18 protein-coding genes and 1 riboswitch are annotated in these 21,468 nt (G+C 72.3%); of the genes, 5 read left to right on the forward strand and 13 right to left on the reverse strand.

Features of this window, described 5'->3' with window-relative positions; genetic code table 11:
* Window positions 1-105 precede the first annotated feature (105 nt).
* Both ACGFZA_RS18105 and ACGFZA_RS18110 read right to left on the reverse strand, forming a co-directional pair.
* Window positions 106-765, reverse strand: coding sequence for an HAD-IA family hydrolase (locus ACGFZA_RS18105; RefSeq protein WP_385287405.1), 660 nt, complete (start codon window positions 763-765; stop codon window positions 106-108).
* Window positions 766-944: 179 nt separating this feature from the next.
* Window positions 945-2,096: a peptidoglycan-binding protein gene (locus tag ACGFZA_RS18110; RefSeq protein ID WP_393680150.1), complete on the reverse strand. Its 1,152-nt coding sequence runs from the start codon at window positions 2,094-2,096 to the stop codon at window positions 945-947.
* 135 nt (window positions 2,097-2,231) lie between these two features.
* On the opposite strand from ACGFZA_RS18110, the gene ACGFZA_RS18115 reads away from it, so the two are divergent.
* A complete protein-coding gene (locus ACGFZA_RS18115; RefSeq protein WP_393680152.1) occupies window positions 2,232-4,298 on the forward strand; it encodes a DHA2 family efflux MFS transporter permease subunit in 2,067 nt (688 codons plus the stop codon).
* Window positions 4,299-4,311: 13 nt separating this feature from the next.
* Here ACGFZA_RS18115 and ACGFZA_RS18120 read toward each other — a convergent pair whose 3' ends face one another.
* Window positions 4,312-4,788: a GNAT family N-acetyltransferase gene (locus ACGFZA_RS18120; RefSeq protein ID WP_385287400.1), complete on the reverse strand. Its 477-nt coding sequence runs from the start codon at window positions 4,786-4,788 to the stop codon at window positions 4,312-4,314.
* A 150-nt stretch (window positions 4,789-4,938) separates the two neighbouring features.
* Window positions 4,939-6,111, reverse strand: coding sequence for a DUF2330 domain-containing protein (locus ACGFZA_RS18125; RefSeq protein ID WP_393680155.1), 1,173 nt, complete (start codon window positions 6,109-6,111; stop codon window positions 4,939-4,941).
* Window positions 6,112-6,365: 254 nt separating this feature from the next.
* Between ACGFZA_RS18125 and ACGFZA_RS18130 the strand changes: the two genes are divergently transcribed.
* Window positions 6,366-8,393, forward strand: coding sequence for a bifunctional glycosyltransferase 87/phosphatase PAP2 family protein (locus ACGFZA_RS18130; RefSeq protein ID WP_393680157.1), 2,028 nt, complete (start codon window positions 6,366-6,368; stop codon window positions 8,391-8,393).
* Between the two features lie 115 nt (window positions 8,394-8,508).
* Here ACGFZA_RS18130 and ACGFZA_RS18135 read toward each other — a convergent pair whose 3' ends face one another.
* Complete coding sequence (locus ACGFZA_RS18135) at window positions 8,509-9,474, reverse strand: AEC family transporter (protein WP_393680159.1); 966 nt, start codon at window positions 9,472-9,474, stop codon at window positions 8,509-8,511.
* Window positions 9,475-9,523: 49 nt separating this feature from the next.
* A complete protein-coding gene (locus ACGFZA_RS18140) occupies window positions 9,524-10,771 on the reverse strand; it encodes a cytochrome P450 (RefSeq protein ID WP_385287392.1) in 1,248 nt (415 codons plus the stop codon).
* Window positions 10,772-11,087: 316 nt separating this feature from the next.
* On the opposite strand from ACGFZA_RS18140, the gene ACGFZA_RS18145 reads away from it, so the two are divergent.
* Window positions 11,088-12,257, forward strand: a complete 1,170-nt coding sequence (locus ACGFZA_RS18145) for a steroid 3-ketoacyl-CoA thiolase (protein ID WP_393680162.1) — start codon at window positions 11,088-11,090, stop codon at window positions 12,255-12,257.
* Window positions 12,258-12,396: 139 nt separating this feature from the next.
* Here the strand turns inward: ACGFZA_RS18145 and ACGFZA_RS18150 are convergent, their stop codons facing one another.
* From ACGFZA_RS18150 to ACGFZA_RS18175, 6 genes are all read right to left on the reverse strand, one after another.
* Window positions 12,397-12,822 carry a transglycosylase SLT domain-containing protein gene (locus ACGFZA_RS18150; protein WP_385287387.1) on the reverse strand — a complete coding sequence of 142 codons (426 nt, stop codon included), beginning with the start codon at window positions 12,820-12,822 and terminating at the stop codon, window positions 12,397-12,399.
* 304 nt (window positions 12,823-13,126) lie between these two features.
* Window positions 13,127-13,954, reverse strand: a complete 828-nt coding sequence (locus tag ACGFZA_RS18155) for an ECF transporter S component (protein ID WP_393680165.1) — start codon at window positions 13,952-13,954, stop codon at window positions 13,127-13,129.
* Window positions 13,951-15,669: an ATP-binding cassette domain-containing protein gene (locus ACGFZA_RS18160; RefSeq protein ID WP_393680167.1), complete on the reverse strand. Its 1,719-nt coding sequence runs from the start codon at window positions 15,667-15,669 to the stop codon at window positions 13,951-13,953. Before ACGFZA_RS18160 ends, ACGFZA_RS18155 begins: the two co-directional genes overlap by 4 nt.
* Window positions 15,666-16,853 (reverse strand): energy-coupling factor transporter transmembrane component T, encoded by a 1,188-nt coding sequence (locus tag ACGFZA_RS18165; RefSeq protein ID WP_385287380.1) that lies wholly within the window; start codon window positions 16,851-16,853, stop codon window positions 15,666-15,668. The genes ACGFZA_RS18160 and ACGFZA_RS18165 overlap by 4 nt, the downstream gene beginning before the upstream one ends.
* A complete protein-coding gene (locus ACGFZA_RS18170) occupies window positions 16,850-17,545 on the reverse strand; it encodes an SCO2322 family protein (RefSeq protein WP_393680170.1) in 696 nt (231 codons plus the stop codon). The genes ACGFZA_RS18165 and ACGFZA_RS18170 overlap by 4 nt, the downstream gene beginning before the upstream one ends.
* Window positions 17,542-18,798 carry a prenyltransferase/squalene oxidase repeat-containing protein gene (locus ACGFZA_RS18175; protein WP_393680172.1) on the reverse strand — a complete coding sequence of 419 codons (1,257 nt, stop codon included), beginning with the start codon at window positions 18,796-18,798 and terminating at the stop codon, window positions 17,542-17,544. Before ACGFZA_RS18175 ends, ACGFZA_RS18170 begins: the two co-directional genes overlap by 4 nt.
* A gap of 104 nt (window positions 18,799-18,902) precedes the next feature.
* Window positions 18,903-19,034, reverse strand: a riboswitch (cobalamin riboswitch).
* Between the two features lie 319 nt (window positions 19,035-19,353).
* Between ACGFZA_RS18175 and ACGFZA_RS18180 the strand changes: the two genes are divergently transcribed.
* Window positions 19,354-20,040 (forward strand): hypothetical protein, encoded by a 687-nt coding sequence (locus tag ACGFZA_RS18180; RefSeq protein ID WP_393680174.1) that lies wholly within the window; start codon window positions 19,354-19,356, stop codon window positions 20,038-20,040.
* 107 nt (window positions 20,041-20,147) lie between these two features.
* Window positions 20,148-20,786: a LysE family translocator gene (locus ACGFZA_RS18185; protein ID WP_393680176.1), complete on the forward strand. Its 639-nt coding sequence runs from the start codon at window positions 20,148-20,150 to the stop codon at window positions 20,784-20,786.
* 66 nt (window positions 20,787-20,852) lie between these two features.
* On the opposite strand, the gene ACGFZA_RS18190 is transcribed toward ACGFZA_RS18185, so the two are convergent.
* On the reverse strand, window positions 20,853-21,416 hold the full coding sequence (locus ACGFZA_RS18190; RefSeq protein ID WP_393680511.1) for a GNAT family N-acetyltransferase: 564 nt from the start codon (window positions 21,414-21,416) through the stop codon (window positions 20,853-20,855).
* Window positions 21,417-21,468: the final 52 nt, after the last annotated feature.

Consider the following 21,468-nt stretch of genomic DNA (forward strand, 5'->3'; position numbering starts at 1 on the left):
GGCCGTGTGCCGGTGCCGGTGCGCCTGCCGGGCTGTGGGCCGGTGTGTGCCGTGGGCGCGGCAGGCGGTGCGGCTATCGCGCGCCTGCGCGGGAAGCCGTGGCCGTCACGCGCTGATGTGCAGCACGACCGAACCGTCCGCCGCCGCTTCCACCCGGATCTGCGACAGGTCGTCGACGTGGGCGTCGGGGGAGAGCGCCGCCGCGCGCGGGCCGACGCCCACGACGCGCATGCCCGCTGCCCGGCCGGCCGCGATTCCCGCTTCGGAGTCCTCGAAGACGATGCAGTCCGCCGGTGCGAAGCCGAGTCCGGCCGCGCCCTTGAGGAAGCCCTCGGGGTCCGGCTTGCTGGCGCCGACGCTCTCGGCGGTCACCCGCAGCTCCGGCATCCGCAGCCCGGCCGCGGTCATCCGGGCCCGGGCCAGAGCCATGTCGGCCGAGGTGACCAGGGCGTGCGGGAGCGCGGCGATCGCGTCCATGAACGCGGCGGCGCCGCCGATCGGGACGACGCCGTCGGTGTCGGCGGTCTCCTCGGCGAGCATCAGCCGGTTGTCCGCGTAGTTCTCCTCCATCGGGCGCTCCGGGAGGAGCACCGCCATGGTGGCGTACCCCTGCCGGCCGTGGACCACCTTGAGCGCTGCCTCCGGGTCCAGGCCCTGGCGCAGCGCCCAGCGCCGCCAGCAGCGCTCCACGACGGCGTCGGAGTTCACCAGCGTTCCGTCCATGTCGAGGAGGAGTGCGTGGGCGGTGAGGACGGTGGCCGGCATGGGCGGGCTCCAGAGCGGGGGGAAGCGAACGCCGCGGAGGGGCGGGCGGCGCGGGAAAGAGAACAAGTGGCCCCCGCTCGCCGGTCAGGGTGTGCGCGCGCAGGCCACTTTGTTCCACGACGATACAAAAACGGGGCCGGGAAAGCGAATCCCGGCCCGGACGTGGCCTCCCGTGCCGGTCAGTGGCGCCCCCGCCCCGTCGTGGCGCCTTCCAGCGCGCGCCGGGTGTTCGTGCCGTAGACCCCGTCCGGGTCGCCCTCGACGTTCCACCAGATCTGGAAGTCGTGCACGGCCTTCTCGACCCGCTCCGAGTAGTCGTCGTCGATGGGCCCCTGGGCGAGTACCCAGACCTCCTGGAGCCGGCGCTGCAGCTCGTCCACCTCCGGGCCGTCGTCGCCGCGCTGCAGCGTCGGGTTGTCCTGCGACTGGGCGGGCGGCGCGATCGCTGCGGGGTCGCTGCTCTCCGCCGTGGCCGTCGGTGACGAGGCCACGGTCGACTGTGACGGGGACGCCGACGCGGAGCGGGACGCCGAGGCGGACGGGGAAGGCGACGTGGACGCGGAGGCGGAGGCCGAGGCCGTGGCGGAGGGCGAGCCGGACGCGGGGCGCGACACCGACGGGGAGGCGGACGCCGAAGCGGAGGCGGACGGCTCGACGCTGTCCTCGGGGAGGCTGGCCACCGTGGAGGGCAGCGCCTGGTCCAGGTCGGCCTCCTGGGTGTCCCCGTGGAACAGCCCGCCCACGAAGGCCGCCGTGCCGACCACCGTGACGACGGCCGCGCCCGCGACCAGCGCCGCGAAGGGCCGCCGGCGGCGCGGCTGCACGGGGTCCGGGCCGACCGTCAGGAGCGCGGTGCCGGTGAGGTCGTCCGCACCGCCCGGGCTCATCCCGTCCGGATGCGGGTCCGCCCCCGCCGGATCCAGGAACAGCGGCATCGTCGTGGCGGCGTCACCCGGCTGCCCGCCCGGTGAGTGCTCCCGGGCGGGCCCGGAGGCGGCCGCCGTCGCGTCCTCGCCGCCCAGTGTCACGTACGGCCGGATGCGCAGCGGGTCGAAGTCCTCCGCCGCCGCCATCTCCGCCGACCGCTCGGCGTGGTGCTGCTCCGTGATGCGCTGCTGCTCGGCGATCCGCCCCCGGTCGTCGAGATGCCCGGCGGCCGGCTCCGTGAAGGCGGCGTCGTGCCCGGCCCGCCCCTGCCCGGTCACGCCGTACTGCCCGGCGTGGTCCCGCGGTCCGGCGTCGCCGTGGGCCGCGCGTGGAGCGCAGGCGCAGTGCGGGCCGGTGCCCGGTCTGTTGTCCGTACCGCACTCCGGGCATATATGTCCGGTCATTGTGGGTCCCCTCCCCTTGAACTGCCTGCGATTATGCAGCCCGCCGCCGGGAAGCCCAATCATGGCGTTCCTCGGCAGGCCATAACGGTGCATAACAGACAGGATGGGGGTGTAGCGGATCCGAGGAGATGTTCTATGGCCCAGCAGTTGAGCCCACCGGCCCCGGCCCCCGGCACCGACCAGTCCAAGCGGTCGGTCCTGGTGGCCATCGGCGCACTGCTTCTCGGCATGCTCCTGGCCGCACTCGACCAGACCATCGTCTCCACCGCGCTGCCGACCATCGTCAGCGATCTCGGTGGTCTGGAGCACCTGTCATGGGTGGTCACGGCCTATCTGCTGGCGTCGACCGCCGCGACTCCGCTCTGGGGCAAGCTCGGCGACCAGTACGGGCGCAAAAGGCTCTTCCAGATCGCCATCGTCATCTTCCTGATCGGCTCGGCCCTCTGCGGCATCGCGCAGAACATGCCGCAGCTGATCGGCTTCCGCGCCCTCCAGGGGCTCGGCGGCGGCGGGCTGATGGTGCTGTCGATGGCGATCGTCGGCGACATCGTCTCCCCGCGTGAACGGGGCAAGTACCAGGGCCTGTTCGGAGCGGTCTTCGGTGCGACGAGCGTCCTCGGTCCCCTTCTCGGCGGTCTCTTCACCGAGCACCTCAGCTGGCGCTGGGTGTTCTACATCAATCTCCCCATCGGGGTCGTCGCCCTGGCCGTGATCGCCGCCGTGCTGCACATCCCGGTCCGCCGGACGAAGCACACCATCGACTACCTCGGCACCTTCCTCATCGCCTCGGTCGCCACCTGCCTGGTCCTCGTCGCCTCGCTCGGCGGCACCACCTGGGCCTGGGGATCGGCGCAGATCATCGGCCTCGCCGTCCTCGCCGTGGTGCTGCTGATCGCCTTCGTGTACGTGGAGCGGCGCGCGGCCGAGCCCGTCCTGCCGCTGAAACTGTTCCGGATCAGGACGTTCAGCCTCGTCGCGGTGATCAGTTTCGTCGTCGGCTTCGCGATGTTCGGCGCGATGACCTATCTGCCGACGTTCCTCCAGGTGGTGCACGGCATCACGCCGACGATGTCCGGCGTCCACATGCTCCCCATGGTGTTCGGTCTGCTCATCACCTCGACCGCGTCCGGCCAGATCGTCAGCCGTACGGGCCGCTGGAAGGTCTTTCCGGTCGTCGGCACCGGTCTCACCGCGATCGGCCTGCTGCTGCTGCACCGGCTGACGGAGACCAGCCCCACCTGGGAGATGAGCATCTACTTCTTCGTCTTCGGTGCGGGGCTCGGACTGGTGATGCAGGTCCTGGTCCTGGTCGTGCAGAACGCCGTCTCGTACCAGGATCTCGGCGTCGCCACCTCGGGCGCGACCTTCTTCCGCTCCATCGGGGCCTCGTTCGGCGTCGCGATCTTCGGCACCATCTTCACCAACCGGCTCACCGACAAGCTCGGCTCCGCCCTCGCCGGCCGGCCGCTGCCGCCCGGGGTCAGCGCCGAGGGACTGGCCGCCGACCCGCGCGCCATCGGCCAGCTGCCGCCCTCGCTCCAGCAGCCCGTGCTCAACGCCTATTCGACGTCGATCACCGATGTGTTCCTGTACGCAGCCCCCGTCGTCCTGATCGCGTTCGTCTTCGCATGGCTGCTCAAGGAGGACAAGCTGCGCGGCTCGGTGACCGCTCCCGATTCCACCGAGACGCTGGCCTCGAACCCGGTCGAGCGGTCCTCGTACGACGAATGCGCACGCGCCCTCTCGGTCCTCGCCACCCGGGAGGGCCGCCGCGAGGTCTACGAGAAGATCACCGAGCGGGCCGGTTACGACCTGCTGCCTGCCGCCGGCTGGATGCTGCTGCGGATCAAACGGCACGGCACCATCGAACCGGCCCGGCTCGCCGACATCGCCCCCGTACCGCTGCGGGTGATCAGCGACGCCGCCCGGCAGCTGGAGGAACGCGGTCTGGCCCGCCGGGTGGGGGTGCAGATGGTGCTCACCGAACCGGGCGCCGAGGCCGTGGTGAAGCTCGCGCATGCCCGTGAGGAGTCCCTGGCCGAGCTGCTGGGCGACTGGTGGGGTCCGGACCGGCCGACCGACCTGGTCGCGCTGGTGTCGGAACTGACGGCGGAGACCAGCGGGTCGAGCAAGGAGCGCCCGCACAGCCCGGAACCCAAGCGGGACCACTCGGCCGGGCACCCGCACCAGCGGCCCACCTGACGGGCCTCGGCCCCTACAGTTCCTTGGCGAACCAGTGCTCCGCGTACTGGCGGTGGTGGAAGGCCGGCACCTCGCGGTAGCCGTGCTTGGCGTACAGTCCGCGCGCCTCGACGAGGTCGTTGCGGGTGTCGAGCCGGATCTGGCGTACGCCCATGGCCCGCGCCAGCCTCTCGACGGTGGCGAGCAGCAGACCGCCGCCGCCCGTGCCGCGCGCCTCGGGGCGTACGTAGACCCGGGTCAGCTCGGCGATGTCCGCGTCGATCACGATCAGCCCGGCACAGGCCGCCGCACCGTCCCCGAAGCGGCCGACGACGAACGCGCCGGTCGGCGGGACGAGCCGTTCGGCGCCGTCGTCGGTGAGCCCCTCGTCGATCTCCTCCACGGTCGCGGGCCGCCCCCAGTAACGGCTGGCCACCTCGTCGTAGTAGTCCCGGCGCAGCAGGGCGGCATCCGGGGAGTCGAAGCGTTCGGGGTTCACGGTCCAGGTCATCGGAACATTCTGATGTGCGTATGGCTGTTGGGGGAAACGATTTGGGGCCGCCGGTGCACCCCTCTGGGCGCGGACGTCGCGAGGAGCGACGTCCCGCGCCTCACCCGGCGTACGCATGTCCAGGCCGCCGACCCGGGGGAGGGCCCGTTCTCACCTCAGTGGCGGCGGCACGGTGACCGGCGCCGGCGGTGTCACCGGACGCCTTCCCCGGGCCCGCACCACCAGCAGCAGGGCCCCGGCCACCAGCACCGCTCCACCGAGCAGCGACAGCAGCCAGGCCGGGATGCCGCCCACGGTCAGCATCCTGTCCCGGTAGTACGTGGTCCGGTACGGGGTGTCCGCGGCGGCCGCCCGCAACTCGTGGTCCCCGTCGATCAGCTCCGGCCGCGGGAACGACTGGTCGATCGCGGTGACGAACACCGGCTTCCCGCCCGTCAGCGCGTCCAGCGCCCCGTACGCGCCCTCCAGCCGGCCGGTGTCCACCCGGCCCGCGTACGTCACCACGGGACGCAGGCCGCCGATGGCGTCCCGCGGCTCCATGCGGTGCGCGGCGAGCACGTACAGGCCCAGGGACTGCGGTGTCGCGGCGAGCCGGGACAGGCGCATCGGGTACACCAGCCGGTCGCTGGCGAAACGCAGCCGCAGCGGGTCGAGCGCGCCGCTCAGCGGACGGCCCGACTCCTGGGGAGCGAGGCGCACGGCCACGTACTCCCACTTCTGCTCGACGTAGGGGCGCAGGGCCGTCGCGAGCCGGTCCGGCAGCTCGAAGCCGTTCCCCTTCAGCCAGCCGTCCAGCGCGGCGGGGTCGGTCGCGGCCAGCCGGGCCACGTCGAACGGCCCGAGCCGCTCCCGGCCCACCACCTCGACCGGTGCGGCGGCCGACGGAGCGGCGGCGCCGTCCCCGGACCTGTTGTCCGAACCACCGAACGGCCAGTCCTTCGCGCGAGGCCAGAAGTAGTGGCGCGTGGTGGTCACGGGGGCGGTGAGGGTCTGGAGCTCGGAGAAGAGCGAGGCGTCACCGAGCCCGACCGTGGCCCGGTGCGGCACGGGCATGATCCAGGCGGCATCGGGGGCGTTCCCGCGCACGGTGAGCCGCATCACGATCTGCTCGGTGCTGCCGTCCCAGCCGACGACGGACGTCTCCCGGTCGACCGACACCCGGGTGTCGCGGTCCACGACCATCGCCCCGCAGCCGCACGCGTACGCCGGTGCGACCAGCGAGCCCAGCTGGGCCGCGAACACGAGCACGACCAGGGACAGCGCACGGGACGCCCACCCGCGCGGCCGAAGCCGCGCCTCTCGATTTCTCCCCGCACACTGCATGTCCCGTGTTCCTCCCCGTGGTCACCGATCACGGGCTCAGACGTGCGGGCGGCCGTGCCGGTTCCGGCCGCTCCGGCCTGTCCGTAGGGCACGGCCGAGCATCCTTTCGGACAAAAGCGGGATGACAGTCAGGTGAAGAGGGGGTGATTGTGTCTACGTCATGGGGCAATGCGAAGGTTTCACAGCATGCCGGACAGAAAACCGGCACCGAACGTTGGGAGGGTCGGCGCAACGTGGCGAACGCGGAGCACAGTGTGCGCACAGACGCGGCGACGGGAGCGAGGACCGGGGCTGCCCGTGCCGTGCTCTGGCTGGTGGTCGCGGCCTTGGCCGTGCGGCAGATGGCGGTGGTGCTGCGGCAGCCGCCCGGCGAACGCCTCACCGACCTGGAGACGTGGATCGGTGAGAACGGTGTGCTTCATGTGACGGGCTCGCTGTACGACACCGACCGGTTCACCGGCACCCCCTTCGCCGGCCTGGTGCTCAAGCCTCTGACCCGCACGGCCGAACAGAGCCTCGGTGTCGCCTGGACCTTCGGTTCACTGCTGCTCGTCGCCGCACTCGGCGTCATCGCGGCGCGCGCCCTGCCCGCCCCGGTCAGCCGCCGCACGGCCCTGCTCGCCGCCCCCGTCACCATCAGCCTGCTGATGCTCTCGCTGCCGGTGCGCAACGCCCTCCACCTGGGCCAGACCAGCATCCTGCCGGTCCTGCTGGTCCTCGTCGGCTGCTTCGTGGTCCGCGGCGAACGCGCCTCCGGCGTACTGATCGGGGTCGCGGCCGCGCTCCAGCCGACCGTGCTGCTCTTCGCCGTCCTGCTCTGGCTGACCGGCAGACGCAGAGCCGCGCTGACCGGCGGCGCGGCCTTCGCCCTCTGCACGGCGCTGGCCTGGGCCGCGATGCCGCACGACTCGTGGACGTACTGGGTGCACCATGTCGCGGGGGCGGGGCTCGGCGACCAGGCCGACAGCCTCGCCAACCAGTCGCTGCACGGGGCGTTGCTCCGCCTGGGCCTGGAGGGCCCGCTGGAGATCGCCCTCTTCGTGGTGCTGGCGGCAGCCGTCTGCTTCCTCGGGCTGCGCCGCGCCGCCCGGTACGCGAGCGACGGACAACTGCTGCTCGCCGTGGCCGTCACCGGCTGTGTCTCCGTCGCCGTGGCGCCCACAGCCTGGCAGCACCAGCTGCTGTGGGTGCTGCTCGCCGTGGTCGGCCGGGTCGGCAAGCGGGCGTCCGACCGGCTGGTGTGGCCGGCCGTCGTGATCCTCGTCGTCACCCTGCCGGGCACGATGCTGCTGCCGAACATCGAGGCGATGTTCCCGGTCCGCGACAACGTGCTGCTGATCGCCGCGCTCGCGGCCGCGTGCGCCGCCCCGTTCCTGCCGCGCACCTCGCCGCACTGGCGGCAGCCGGTCCCCACCGACCACGCGTCCCCGGTCGCCGCCCGCTGGGGCAGGGTGCCGCTGCTGCCGTGGTGGCGGCGAGTGCTCAGCCGGCCGAACCTGCTGCTGGAACTCCTGCTGATCAGGGTCGTCTACTCCGCGTACCAGCAGGTCAGGCTGGCCGCGACCGCGGGCCGTGCCACCGCGGAGCACCACGGGCGGCAGGTCCACTCGATCGAGCAGTGGCTGCACATCGACATCGAGCACTGGGTCAACCACTCGGTCGTCCGGGTCGGCTGGCTGCGGGACTTCTTCGACTACTACTACTCGACGTTCCACTTCATCGTGCCGCTGACCATCCTGGGCGTGCTGTACGTACGCCGCCCCGCCGACTACCGCTGGGTCCGCAGCTCCATCGGCTTCGCCACGCTGCTCGCCCTGGTCGGCTTCTGGCTCTACCCGCTGGCCCCGCCGCGCCTGATGCCCGGGCTCGGCTTCATCGACACGGTCCACGGCGTCCAGGACTTCGCGAAGCCCGACTACGGCACGCTGACCGGGGTGACCAACCAGTACGCGGCGATGCCCTCGCTGCACTTCGGCTGGTCCCTGTGGTGCGGTGTGGTGATCGTGATGCTCGCCCCGAAGGTCTGGATGAAGGCGCTGGGGGTGCTGCACCCGCTCTTCACGGTCGCGACGATCGTCGCGACCGGCAACCACTGGGTGCTCGACGCGGTGGGCGGGGCGGCGGTGGTCGCCCTCGGCTTCGGTCTCACGTACGCGCTCAGCGGACCGCGCAGGCTACGGGCACCGGGGGACGGGCCCCCCGAGGCGGGGGCGGGACCGAGGGACGGCGCGGGGGCGAGGGCGCCGGCGGAACAGGCCGGGCGCGTCACCGAGACCGCCTGACGACAAGCGATGGCCGAAGGGGTGCCGGACGCAAAAACGTCCGGCACCCCTTCGGCATGTGGATCGTCGCTCTCCCAGCATCCGCCCGTCCGGCGGGCCCCGCCACTCCAACGGGTCAGCGGGAGGGGCCCAGGGCCCAGGCGGCGAAGGACAGCGTGAGCATCGACACGATCGTGGAGGCCACGACGGAATTGCGGGCGAGGCCGGTGTCCAGGCCGTACTGGCGGGCGTAGATGTAGGCGTTCTGTGCCGTCGGCAGGGCGGAGCAGAGCACCACGGCCAGCACCTGGTGGTCCGGCAGGTGCAGAACGGGTCCGGCGACGACGAAGGCGACCAGGGGCTGGACCAGGGTCTTGAGCGCGACCGCGACACCGAACTCCGCGCGTCCGGTGACGGGGCCGGTCCCGTCGGTCCCGAGGGCCGGGCCGCCGTGCAGGGACAGGCCCAGCGTGATCAGCGCCGTCGGCACGGCCGCGGCGCCGAGCACGTCGCAGGAGTGGGTGACGGCGGCCGGCAGCCGCAGGCCGGTGGCGGAGACGATCACGCCCAGCAGCGAGGCCATGATGACGGGATTGCGCACCGGCATGGTGAGCATCCGCCGCAGTCCGCCACCGGCGGACCCGCCGCCCCGCGTGCCCGAGTCCAGCAGCGTCAGGACCACGGGTGACACGCACAGCACCTGGAACAGGATGACCTGCGCGACGAACGAGGCGTCGCCGAGCACGTGCACCGCCACCGGGATGCCCAGGTTGGCGGAGTTGACGTAGCCGGACGCCATGCCGCTGATCGACGCCTCGGCCCTTTTACGGCCGAAGTACCGCCGGCCCACCGCGTATCCCAGGGCGGTCACGAGAGCCGTGCCCGCGGCGAACGCCACCATCGAGGCATGGGCGAAGGCGGCCGGCCGCGACCCGGACACCATGGTGAACAGGGCGGCGGGCATGGCCACATGGAAGACGAACCGGCCGAGCACCGACTCCGCCTGCTCTCCGAGGAGTCCGCCCCGGCCGGCCGCGTATCCGACGGCGGTCAGGATCCAGATGGGGGCGAAACCGGAGAGCAGCGATTGCATGGCCGCCATGATCCCCGTACCCCTGTCCGGCATACGGACGGGGGTACGGGGGCGACGCTCAGGCCGACGTGCTCACCTGGAGCTGCTTGATGCCGTTGAGCCAGGCCGACCGCAGCCGCCGCGGGTCGCTGACCAGCCGCAGGTCCGGAAGCACGTCCGCGATCGCGTTGAAGATCAGGTTGATCTCCATCACGGCCAGGGACTTGCCCAGGCAGAAGTGCGGACCGCCGCCGCCGAAGCCGAGATGCGGATTCGGGTCCCGGCAGATGTCGAACCGCTCCGGGTTCTCGAACACCTCGGGGTCGTTGTTGGCGGAGGAGTAGAACAGCCCGACCCGGTCCCCCTTCTTGATCTGCTGCCCGCCCAGTTCGAGGTCCTGGGTGGCGGTCCGCTGGAAGGAGACCACGGGCGTCGCCCAGCGGACGATCTCCTCGGCCGCCGTCTCCGGCCGCTCGCGCTTGTAGAGCTCCCACTGCTCGGGGTGGGTCAGGAAGGCGTGCATGCCGTGGCTGATGGCGTTGCGGGTGGTCTCGTTGCCGGCCACGGCGAGCAGGATCACGAAGAAGCCGAACTCGTCGGAGGAGAGGTTGCCCTCGCCCTCGGCGGCGACCAGCGTCGAGACGATGTCCTTGGCCGGGCACTCCTTGCGCGCCGCCGCGAGGTTCATCGAGTAGGAGACGATCTCCATCGCCGCCTCGGCGCCGATCTCCTCGGTGATCGCGTACTCCGGATCGTCGTACGAGGCCATCTTGTTCGACCAGTCGAAGATCCGGGCCCGGTCCTCCTGCGGTACGCCGATGAGCTCGGCGATGGCCTGGAGCGGCAGTTCCACGGCGATGTTGGTGACGAAGTCGAACGAGCCCTTCTCGTCGGCCCCGGCGAGCGCCGTCTCGACGATGGAGCGCGCCCGGTTGCGCAGCGTCTCCTCCAGGGACCGGATGGCGCGGGGGGTGAAGCCGCGCTGGACGATCTGGCGGACCCGGGTGTGCTCGGGCGGGTCCATGTTCAGCATGATCAGCTTCTGGACGTCGATCTGGTCCCGGCTGATCGACTCGTTGAAGCGGATTACCGCCGTGTTGGTGTTCGACGAGAACAGCTCGGGATGGGTCGAGACGTACTTGACGTCCGCGTGCCGGGTGACGACCCAGTAGCCCGAGTCGTCGAAGCCGGAGATACCGGTGGGCTGGGTGCACCACCAGACCGGCGCCGTCTCCCGCATGAGGGCGAACTCCGGGTGCGGTACCCGGGCGTGGAGCAGGTCGGGATCGGTGAAGTCGAACCCTTCGGGCAGATGGGGGCAGGGCATCGGCAGCTCCAGGTCAAGAACTCCAGGTCGGTCCGAGAGCCGTCCGAACAATGTCTGACGACCCATCAGAAGTTGCCCGCAAGGTAGTAACGAGTTCTACAACTGACAAGAGGCATGGCCGGATCTGTTGCGTGAAGCATCCGTGAACCGGTCGTCCCGCGGTGGGTACCGGCGGTGAAGCCTGGGCAAGGTGCGTGCAAGACCCTTGCGTACCGGGGGTAAGCCTCATAAGACTGCTTGCAGAACTAGAACGCGTACTAGTTCCTTCCGTGGGCGCCGGGACGCCTCTGCGGAAGTGCGAGGAGAGGACGAGCTCATGGCCGCGGAACCCGTCATCGTCGAAGCCGTACGCACCCCCATCGGCAAGCGTGGAGGCGCGCTCGCCAATCTGCACCCCGCCTATCTGCTGGGTGAGACCTACCGTGAACTCCTCGGCCGGACCGGCATCCATGCCGACTGCGTCGAACAGATCGTCGGCGGCACCGTTACCCACGCCGGCGAACAGTCCATGAACCCCGCACGCAACGCCTGGCTCACCGTGGGACTTCCGTACGAGACCGCCGCGACGACCGTGGACTGTCAGTGCGGCTCCTCGCAGCAGGCCTCCCACATGGTCGCCAACATGGTCGCGGCGGGGGTGATCGACGTCGGCATCAGCTGCGGCGTCGAGGCCATGTCGCGCGTACCGCTGGGCAGCGGCTCCAAGCACGGGCCGGGCAAGCCCTGGCCCGACGAGTGGAACGTCGACCTGCCCAACCAGTTCGAGGCCGCCGAGCGCATCGCCCGCAAGCGCGGCCTCACCCGGGAGAACGTGGACTCGCTCGGCCTCATCTCGCAGGAGCGGGCCGCCGCCGCCTGGGCCGAGGAGCGTTTCAAACGGGAGACGTACGCGGTCCAGGTGCCCACCACCGAGGCCGAACAGGCCGCCGGCCAGGGCATGTGGCGGCTCGTCGACCGCGACGAGGGGCTCCGCGACACCACGATGGAGGGGCTCGCCCGGCTCAAGCCCGTGATGCCCACCGCCGTCCACACGGCCGGCAACTCGTCGCAGATATCCGACGGCGCCTGCGCGATCATGTGGGCGTCCAAGCGGATGGCGCGGGCCCTCAAGCTCAAGCCGCGGGCCCGGATCGTCGCCCAGGCGCTGGTCGGCTCCGACCCGCACTTCCACCTCGACGGCCCCGTCGACGCGACCCGTGCGGTGCTCGGCAAGGCCGGGATGTCGCTCAAGGACATCGACCTCGTGGAGATCAACGAGGCCTTCGCGTCCGTGGTGCTGAGCTGGACGCAGGTCTTCGACCAGGATCTGGAGAAGGTCAACGTCAATGGCGGCGCCATCGCGCTCGGCCACCCGGTCGGCGCCACCGGCGCCCGGCTGATCACCACCGCGCTGCACGAACTGGAGCGCAGGGACAAGGAGTTCGCACTGATCACCATGTGCGCGGGCGGCGCGCTGGCGACCGGCACGATCATCCAGCGGTTGTAGCGGAACCACGGCGGGCGAGGGCCCCGGCCGGAGGCGTTCTCGTCCGCACCCATGGCGGGGGCCCACGAGGCATGACGAAGACCCCCGGCCGCGCTGCGGTCGGGGGTCTTCGTCGCTACCGGTTCCGGTCCGGGTGGACTCAGTACCAGCTGTTGGCCTGCCAGAACGACCAGGCGCCACACGGGCTGCCGTAGCGGGAGTTCATGTAGTCCATGCCCCACTTGATCTGGGTGGTGGGGTTGGTCTGCCAGTCGGAGCCGGCGGACGCCATCTTCGAACCGGGCAGGGCCTGGACCAGGCCGTAGGCGCCGGAGGAGGCGTTGGTCGCGCTCGGGTTCCAGCCGCTCTCGTGGCTGACGATGTTGCTGAAGCACTGGAACTGCGCGTCGTCACCGATCATCTGCTTCGCCGTGTCCTGGGCACTCGCGGCAGCGGACGTCGGCGCGGCGGTGGTGGCCGCCATGGCCGGGGAGACGCCCAGGGCCACACCGGAGGCACCCAGCAGCACTGCTGCACCGGCGACGGCGGACTTGCGACGGGCGAGGATGTTACGGGCGAACGACACAGGGAACCTAACGTCGGGTACGGGGGAGTCGCGTGCTCCGGTCCGAATCCTGCGTGAACCGGTGCTCGTTGACCGCGGTCCGTTCCGGTGGACGCTGCGGTGCTCGGCGATGTCTCAAGTCTTAGCGACGGCGTCCGGCGCCCGCAACGACCCCCGGTACGACCCCGCCTCGCACCCGGGGCCGAAGGTCCCGAACCCCCTCATACCGCTCGATAGCAGGCCGGAGGGGGTGGAACAGGGTCCCGCGACCGCCCTCCACGCCTCCTAAGCCGCTTCGTACGGGACCAAGGTCCTGTGGGTGCCCTCACTCCTCCGGGGCGCCGAATGTGACCTGGGCCTCGAAGGCGGCACGGCGCGTGGCCCGGCGCAGCGCCTTCAGCAGCGCGGTTCCGACGGTCAGCGTCAGGACGACGGTGAGCACGGCACGGCCCAGGTCCCAGCCGAGCGACGTGGCCGTGCAGTAGGCGAGGAAGCGCACCAGGTTGTCGGCCACCGCGTCACCGGGATGGAAGGAGATGCCCGAGCCGAGCCCCGGCACGATCGTCCACCCGTAGAGGTTCATGACCGTCCCGTACGCGAACGAGGCCACCGCCCCGTAGGCGGCGAGCATCAGCAGCTCCGCGCGCCCGCGCAGCCGGTCCGGTCCGGGCAGCATCCCGGCACCCATCGCGAACCAGCCCATGGACAGCATCTGGAACGGCATCCACGGGCCCACCCCGCCGGTCAGCAGGGCCGAGGCGAACATCGTCACCGAGCCCAGCACGAAACCGAAGCCCGGCCCGAGCACCCGCCCGCTCAGCACCATCAGGAAGAACATCGGCTCCAGACCGGCCGTACCCGCCCCCAGCGGGCGCAGCGCCGCCCCGACCGCGGCCAGCACCCCCAGCATCGCCACCGCCTTCGCGTCGAGCCCGGAGTCCGCGATCATCGCGACCACCACCCCGACCAGCAGCGGCAGCAGCGCGGCGAACAGCCACGGCGCGTCCTGGGAGTGCGCCAGCCCGGAATCCGGCCCGGCCAGCAGCGGCCAGCCGAAGGCCGCCACCCCGATCGCGCTGATCAGCACCAGCGCGGCGACCGCCCGCGGCCCGAGCCGCACCGGCCGCGTCCCCCGGCCGTTCGTGCCGCTCACGCGCCACCCCCCAGCGCCGCCCGGACCTGGGACACGGTGAGCCACTCCTGCGGAGCGAGGATCTTGGTGATCTGCGGGGCGAAGGCCGGCGAGGACACCACGACCTCCGCGGTCGGCCCGTCCGCGACGACCTCCCCGTCGGCGAGGATCACCACCCGGTGGGCGAGCTCGGCGGCCAGCTCCACATCGTGGGTGGCCAGCACGATCGCATGGCCCCCGGCCGCCAGCGTGCGCAGCACCCCGACGAGCCTGGCCTTCGCCGCGTAGTCCAGACCGCGGGTCGGTTCGTCCAGGAGCAGCAGCGGCGGCCGGGCGGTGAGCACGAGCGCCAGCGCCAGGGCGAGCCGCTGCCCCTCGGACAGATCACGGGGATGGGTCGCGTCCGCCACACCCGGCAGCAGCTCCGAGACCAGCGCCCGGCAGCTGCCCGGCGCTGCGCCCGCATCGGCGTCGGCCGCCGCGCACTCGGCGGCGACGGTGTCCGCGTACAGCAGATCGCGCGGTTCCTGCGGTACGAGACCGACGCGGCGCACCATCTCCTGCGGCGGGGTGCGGTGCGGGACGCGGCCGCCGACGAGCACGCTGCCGGAGGCCGGCTCGACCATGCCGACGAGGGCGGAGAGCAGGGTGGACTTGCCCGCGCCGTTGCGCCCCATCAGGGCGACGGTCTCGCCGGGGGCCACGGTGAGCGTCACCCGGCGCAGCGCCTCGACGCGCCCCCGCCGCACGGCGAGGCGTTCGACGCGGGTGGTGGTGTCGGTGACCGGCCCGGGGGCGGCGGTCTCCTGCGGGGTGCGGCCGAACAGCCTGGCCAGAGCGGAGCGCTGGGGCGCGGGGTGGGAGGACGGAGGCGGGAGAGGCTTTCGGGTTTCCGGGCCGCCGACCGGTCCGGGCGTCACGCCCGCCAGCCGCTCCCGCATGCCCGACGCCCGGCGCCGGGCGTCGCGGACCGAGAGCGGCAGCGGTTCCCAGCCCGCCAGCCGCCCCAGCGCCACCACCGGCGGATGCACCGGAGAGACGGCCATCACCTCGGCGGGCGTGCCCTGGACCGGGGCGGCGCCCGGCGAGGGCAGCAGGACGACCTGGTCCGCGTACTGCACCACGCGCTCCAGCCGGTGCTCCGCCATCAGGACCGTGGTCCCCAGATCGTGGACGAGCCGTTGCAGCACCGCGAGCACCTCCTCGGCCGCCGCCGGGTCCAGCGCGGACGTCGGCTCGTCCAGCACCAGGACCCGGGGGTGCGGAGTGAGGACCGACCCGATCGCGACCCGCTGCTGCTGGCCCCCCGACAGGGTGGCGATCGGCCGGTCGCGCAGCCCGGCGAGCCCCAGCAGGTCAAGGATCTCCTCGACCCGCCGCCGCATCACGTCGGGGGCGAGGCCCAGCGACTCCATGCCGTACGCCAGCTCGTCCTCGACCGTGTCCGTCACGAAGTGGGAGAGCGGGTCCTGGCCCACGGTGCCGACCAGGTCGGCCAGCTCACGGGGCTTGTGGGTGCGGGTGTCACGCCCGCCGACGGTCACCCGGCCGGTCAGCCGGCCGCCGGTGAAGTGCGGTACGAGCCCCGACACCGCACCCAGCAGAGTCGACTTACCGACCCCGGACGGCCCGACGAGGAGCACCAGCTCACCCTCCGGAACGGTCAGGTCGACCCCCGACAGCGTGGGGCTCTCAGCCCCCTCGTACTGCACCGAAACATCGTCGAACCGGATCACACCTGCTCCTCGAAGCCTGTGGGGGAAGGCGGGACGGGCGAGCCTGCGGGGGAGGGCGGGACAGGCGCGACGACCGCCGGCAGCAGGCCGACCAGCACCGCGGCGGCCGGCCACAGCGGCAGCACGGGCGCGGCCAGCGGGACGACACCGGGGTGCAGCGCCGCCGGATCCGCGCTGCCCGCCCAGATCATCGCCGCCGCGACCGCCGCACCGGACCCCGCGACCAGCCAGGCCCGCACGCCCCACCGGTCGGGCCGGTAGCGGGTCCGTACCGAGCGGGCGCCGCCGAGCCGCAGCCCGGCCATCGCGGCGACGAGACCGGCGATCAGCAGCGGCAGCCCGTACACCGCACCCTGCGCGGCGAGCAGCCCGTACGTACCGGCACAGACACCGAGCAGCCCGCCGAGCGTGAGGACGTTCGTGGTGTGCCGGACGGCCGCCGGGACCTGGGCGGTACGCCCGTACCCCCGCGCGTCCATCGACGCGGCCACCGCGACGGACCGCTCCAGCGCGCCCTCCAGCACCGGCAGCCCGATCTGGAGCACGGCCCGCACCCCACCGGTCGGCCGGCCGCGCAGCCGCCGGGCGGTACGCAGCCGCACCACGTCGGCCACCATGTTGGGCGCGAACGTCATCGCGACGACGACGGCCACCCCGGCCTCGTACAGCGCACCCGGCAGCGACTTCAGCAGCCGGGCCGGATTGGCGAGCGAGTTCGCCGCGCCGACACAGATCAGCAGCGCCGCCAGCTTCGCCCCGTCGTACAGGGCGAACAACAGCTGCTCGGCGGTGACCCGGCCCCCGATCCGGACGCCCTTCGCCCAGTCGGGCAGCGGCACCTCGGGCAGCTCGAACACGACATGCGTACCCGGGATCGGGGAGCCGAGGAAGGCGGAGAAGAGCAGGCGCACCCCGATGACGAACAGGCCGATCTTGATGAAAGCCCCGTACGACCGGGCCCACGGCGCATCCGTGCGGCGCGCCGCCACCACGTAGCCCGCCACGCCGACCAGCAGGCCGAGCAGCAGCGGATTGGTCGTCCGGGACGCGGCGGTGGCGAGCCCGAGCGCCCACAGCCACCAGGCCCCCGCGGGCAGGGCGTTGCTCCGGGTGGCCGCGGGGGCGCGCCAGGCACGGAACCGGCCCGGCGGGACGTCCGTAGGCGCGGCTGTCGTGCCGGTCATCCGCGGCGGCGGCGGGCCTGCGCGACTGCGGCGATGCCGAGGAGCAGGACGGCGCCCACTCCGGCGAGGACCCCGGCGGACGGCCCGCCGCCGTCCGAACCGCTGTCACCGGCGGCGACACCCGCCGACGTGGGCGCGGAGGCCTCGGCCGTGGCGGTCCTGCCGCCGTTGCCCTCCTCGTTTCCGGACACCTGCTCACCGCAGCCGGAGGCCGGATAGCCGGAGATCGCGCAGAGCAGCGCGTCACTGCCGTAACGCAGCGGCTTGGCCACCGCCGCGAGGGCCTCCGCACTGCTGGCGTCCGGTGCCACCCGCGCACACGCGGTACGCGGCGCGGGCGGCGTCTCCCCGTCGGGGGCGTCGGCGGGCGTACCCGGATCGATCACGAGCGCGACCCGCTTGGTGCCGTCCTCGGCGGGCGTGTCCGCGCAGATCTTCGCGAAGTCGGGGGAGCGGCGCGGCTTGGCCGCGTCCTGGGAGTCCGCACTCACTGCGAACCGGAAGCCCTGCACCGAACCGTCGTCCGGGCGGACCAGCGACGGCCCCTGGGTGGCATACGCCCAGCCTTTGCCGGAGCCCTCCCAGAACGACCAGTAGCGGTAGCCCGCGGCCTGGGCCGTGCCCGTACCGAGCACGGCCAGTACGGCGCCCAGGACCACCAGCAGCGCGGTGGCCCGTCCGGCGCCCCTCACAGCTGCTGGTTCTTGCGGCGGCCGCTGATCAGGAACCCGGCACCCGCGCCGACGGCGAGTCCGATCCCGACGAACCACCAGACACCGCCGATCCCGTCCCCGTCGCCGCTGTCCTTCTTCTCTTCTTCCTGGGTGGCGGCCGCCGTCGGCTTCTTGACGGCGGCGGGCTCGGGCCCGGTCGCGTTCAGCCGGCTGACGAGGTCCGCGCCGCCGAAGTCGTGGACGTCCGCCCCGGTGGCGTGGGCGGCCATGACCAGCTGCGCGTAGGCGGCGGGACCGTTCTCCTTCGCCCATGCCGCGGAGTTCTCCGCCAGCCACTTCGCGGACGCCTCGGCCTTGTCCTTGTGACCGGACGCGGACAGGGCGACGACCGCGTCGGCGGTGTTGCCGAAGTCGGGCTGCGGGGCGCTGTCCTCGGCGCCGGGCATCGGCGGCGAGTCGAGGTGGCCGGTCTTCGCGAGGGCGCCCGCGAGGTAGTAGGCGCCGTTCTGGGCCGCCTGCTCGGGCTTGAGCGCCTTGCCCTTGGTGCAGGTGGGGTCCTTGACCGCGGCGGTGTCCCCGATGACGAAGCCCTTGCCGAGGGAGCCGAGCACGGCGGCGGCGGTGGCGTCGCCGTTGGCGGCGAGCTTGCCGGCCTTGTCGGGCTGGTACGCGAACGCGCCGCCGTCCTTGCCGCCGCAGGGGATGGCGAAGGTGAGCAGGGCGTCGTACGGCGTCCTGCCGCCGTCCGTCGTCACGTCGCCGAGCTTCTGCCCGGCCCGCCCGAGGGTGCCGATGACGATCGAGGTGGAGTTCGCGTCACTGGGGCTGCCGGCGGTGTAACCCCAGCCGCCGTCCTCGTTCTGGACCGACTTCAGCCAGTCGACGCCGGTCGCGACGAGATCCTCGTGGCCGCGGACCTCGTGCAGCGCCTGCACGGCGGCCGCGGTCGCATTGGTGTCGATCATGGTCTTGGCGTCGCAGGGCACGGAGGCGTCGGGGCGGTACGCGGGGAAGGCGCCGCTGTCGCACTGCTGGCCGATCAGCCAGTCGACGGCCTCGGCGGCCGGCGTGACACCCACGGTCCGCTGCGCGATGAACGCCAGCGACTGCCGCCAGACCCCGTCGTACGTCGGGTCCTTCGTGCCGTACAGCCCCGAGGGCAGCGCCACGGACGGGGAGGGGGACGGCGCGGCGACTGCGGCCGGGGCTGCGGCCGCACAGAGCACGGTGGCGGTGGCGGCGAGCGCAGCTGCGCTGCGGCGTACGGTCATGGCGGGCGGGGCCTCTCCTGGGGGAACCGGGCACAGGCACACACAGGCACCAGGCTCCGGCTCCGTATACCTCGACGGTGCCGGCCACCGGGGGTCCGATGGCGCGAGCCGGTCACGACACGGACAGGGCATTCCGGCTTCCGCCACGGCGGCGGTCACGGCTGCGGGTCAGCGCCGGATTCGCACCGGCTTCCCCCTGAACGGGCATGATGACGACCCGCTCACTCTACCGGGAGGCTGCTGAGGGCCCTTGCCCCGGGCGCCGGAGGCCGGGAGGGCGCGGCGACAGGCCTTGCCCGCCCGCAACGCCCGGATAGTCCATGGCCCTTTCGGACGGTGATCGTTAAACTGCAACCCGCTCAGGAATCAGCCGGGTTGAGAGGGTGAACGGGTATGACGACAGGTGCCGGGGGATTCCCCCCGCCCCCTTCCCGGCCGCCCGGCACCCCGCCGCCCCCTCCCCCCGTACCGCCGGCGCCGCCGAGCACGGATCCGCCCCGGTGGGCGTGGTGGGTCGGTGGGATCGCGGTCCCGCTGGTCGGCATCTTGGCCACGGTGATCTTCAACAACGGTTCCGACCGCGATCCCGTCTCGGCACCCGCCCCGGCCCCGGCCCCTGCCTCCAGCAGCCCGCAGTCGGAGCCCTCCGCCCGGTCGAGCCCGGACCACGCTTCGGCGAGGACCGGGTCGCCCCCCGCGACCCCGAAGGTCTCGGCCTCCCCGAGCGCCACGGATCCCTCGGACGTCGACCTCGCGGCGCCGGCCGGGTACGCGGAGGCAGTCAAGACGATGTGGGGGCTGGCACCCGCCCCCTGCAACCAGGACGAACAGCAGCTGGTGGATCTCGACGACGGCATGAGCAAGGTGGAAGCCCTGGTCAAGGGCGACCTGATCGGCGTGGCCAAGGACCCCGGCGGGGCGGAACTCCTGTACTGGCCCGACAGCTGCAACGACAGCAACAACTACAAGCTGCGCGCACTGCCCAACACCCGCGTGGGCCTCCTGCGGGCCGGACTCCCGAAGTCCTTCGAGTCCTGCGAGGCGGCGTCGAGGACCGGCTTCGGCCCCCTGGGGCTGCTCGACAGCTACGAGCGCGAGGGGCGCGGCTTCGCCGAGGGCGCGGCGCTGTGCTCGGTCACGGACCAGGGCGCGGTCTCCATGGCGTTGATCGAGAACATCGACGACTCGTCGGACGAGGCGTCGGTGAGCGGCACGCTGTACGTGTGGCCGAAGAAGTCCTGATCCACGGCTCCGCCCGTGGTGCGGAAAGCCGGCAGGCCGCCCTCTCCGGAGCCTCGTGCCGGAAAAGGAGCTGAAGGGGGAACCCGGCCCGTGGTTGCATGAGCCTCATGGTCTCTGCCGAGCGCTTGCTTGCCTTCGCGGTTATGTCGTTCCTCCTGATTGTGATCCCCGGGCCCAGCGTCCTGTTCGTGATCGGGCGGGCGCTGGCGCAGGGGCGGCGTGCCGCGCTGACCACGGTCGTGGGGAACACCTTGGGTGCCTATGTGCTCATCGTGGCCGTGGCGCTCGGGGTCGGCTCGGTCGTCGAGCGTTCCGTCCTCGTGTTCACGGTGCTGAAACTGGCCGGTGCCGCCTACCTGGTGTACCTGGGCGTCAAGGCGTGGCGCCAACGCGGCTCACTGCAGGCCGCGTTCACCGGTGGCGGGGCCGCGCGCAGCAGTCGGCGCACCTTGTGGGAGGGGTTCGCCGTCGGGGTGGCCAACCCCAAGACCGTCGTGTTCTTCGCTGCCGTGCTGCCGCAGTTCGTCGACCGCGCGCAGGGGCATGTCGTGGTGCAGATGCTGGTGCTCGGACTGGTCTTCAACATGATCGCGGTGACGTCCGACAGCCTGTGGGGGCTGGTCGCGGCGACCGGACGGGACTGGTTCGCCCGATCGCCCCGGCGGCTCTCGATGGTCGGAGGCGTCGGCGGGCTCACGATGGTCGGGCTCGGGCTTTCCATCGCCGTGACGGGGCGCAAGGACTGATCCCGCACCGGAGGCGGGGACAGGGGCGCCTGGCCGAGGCCGCCCCGGGGGTCTCTCGTTGGGCGTTCAGCCCCGTCGGCGGAGATCCAGCATGCAGAAGACCTTGTCGTACCGGGCTTCGCCGACCGCCACGAAATCGGGCAGCCGCCCGTACTCGGTGAAGCCCAGTGACCGGTACAGGCGCAGAGCAGGGGTGTTGTCGCCCCGGGCGTCCAGAGTGAGGACCTCGATGTCCCGCTCCCGGGCGTCGGCGATCAGGGCGGCGGTGAGCGCCCGGCCGACACCGCGACCGTGGGCTGCCCCGTCCACCGCGAGCTTCTCCAGATCCGCGTGCGGCCGATGGGTCGGCCGGCTGTAGCGGAGCCAGTACCCGAACCCGGCGAGAGCCCGGCCCAGGTAGGCCGCCCGCAGGGACGCGTCCCCCGCCCGCACCGCGGACACGACATCGCCGAGCAGTTCCGCCACCTCGTCGCGCGAAGGCGGCTCGACCCAGCCCAGCGCGGCACCACCGGCGACCAGGTCGGCCAGGATCCGGTGGGCCTCCTGCACGAACCGGCCTTCCAGCCGGGGATCGGCCGCCAGTTCCGCGGCGTCCAGGACGACGGGCTCATCGCGGGGCTCTGTGATCATCACGGGGACAACTGTGCCACCGCCCCACGCGAGCCCGGACAGCCGCTCCATG

Source organism: Streptomyces sp. NPDC048211, from assembly GCF_043202315.1.
GTDB lineage: Bacteria > Actinomycetota > Actinomycetes > Streptomycetales > Streptomycetaceae > Streptomyces.

Coding starts and splice junctions, on each gene's coding strand:
- ACGFZA_RS18115 (WP_393680152.1), top strand. CDS start 2,232: ATGGCCCAGCAGTTGAGCCCACCGGCCCCGGCCCCCGGCACCGACCAG.
- ACGFZA_RS18140 (WP_385287392.1), bottom strand. CDS start 10,771: ATGCCCTGCCCCCATCTGCCCGAAGGGTTCGACTTCACCGATCCCGAC.
- ACGFZA_RS18165 (WP_385287380.1), bottom strand. CDS start 16,853: ATGACCGGCACGACAGCCGCGCCTACGGACGTCCCGCCGGGCCGGTTC.
- ACGFZA_RS18145 (WP_393680162.1), top strand. CDS start 11,088: ATGGCCGCGGAACCCGTCATCGTCGAAGCCGTACGCACCCCCATCGGC.
- ACGFZA_RS18105 (WP_385287405.1), bottom strand. CDS start 765: ATGCCGGCCACCGTCCTCACCGCCCACGCACTCCTCCTCGACATGGAC.
- ACGFZA_RS18125 (WP_393680155.1), bottom strand. CDS start 6,111: ATGCAGTGTGCGGGGAGAAATCGAGAGGCGCGGCTTCGGCCGCGCGGG.
- ACGFZA_RS18110 (WP_393680150.1), bottom strand. CDS start 2,096: ATGACCGGACATATATGCCCGGAGTGCGGTACGGACAACAGACCGGGC.
- ACGFZA_RS18190 (WP_393680511.1), bottom strand. CDS start 21,416: ATGATCACAGAGCCCCGCGATGAGCCCGTCGTCCTGGACGCCGCGGAA.
- ACGFZA_RS18120 (WP_385287400.1), bottom strand. CDS start 4,788: ATGACCTGGACCGTGAACCCCGAACGCTTCGACTCCCCGGATGCCGCC.
- ACGFZA_RS18185 (WP_393680176.1), top strand. CDS start 20,148: ATGGTCTCTGCCGAGCGCTTGCTTGCCTTCGCGGTTATGTCGTTCCTC.
- ACGFZA_RS18175 (WP_393680172.1), bottom strand. CDS start 18,798: ATGACCGTACGCCGCAGCGCAGCTGCGCTCGCCGCCACCGCCACCGTG.
- ACGFZA_RS18135 (WP_393680159.1), bottom strand. CDS start 9,474: ATGGCGGCCATGCAATCGCTGCTCTCCGGTTTCGCCCCCATCTGGATC.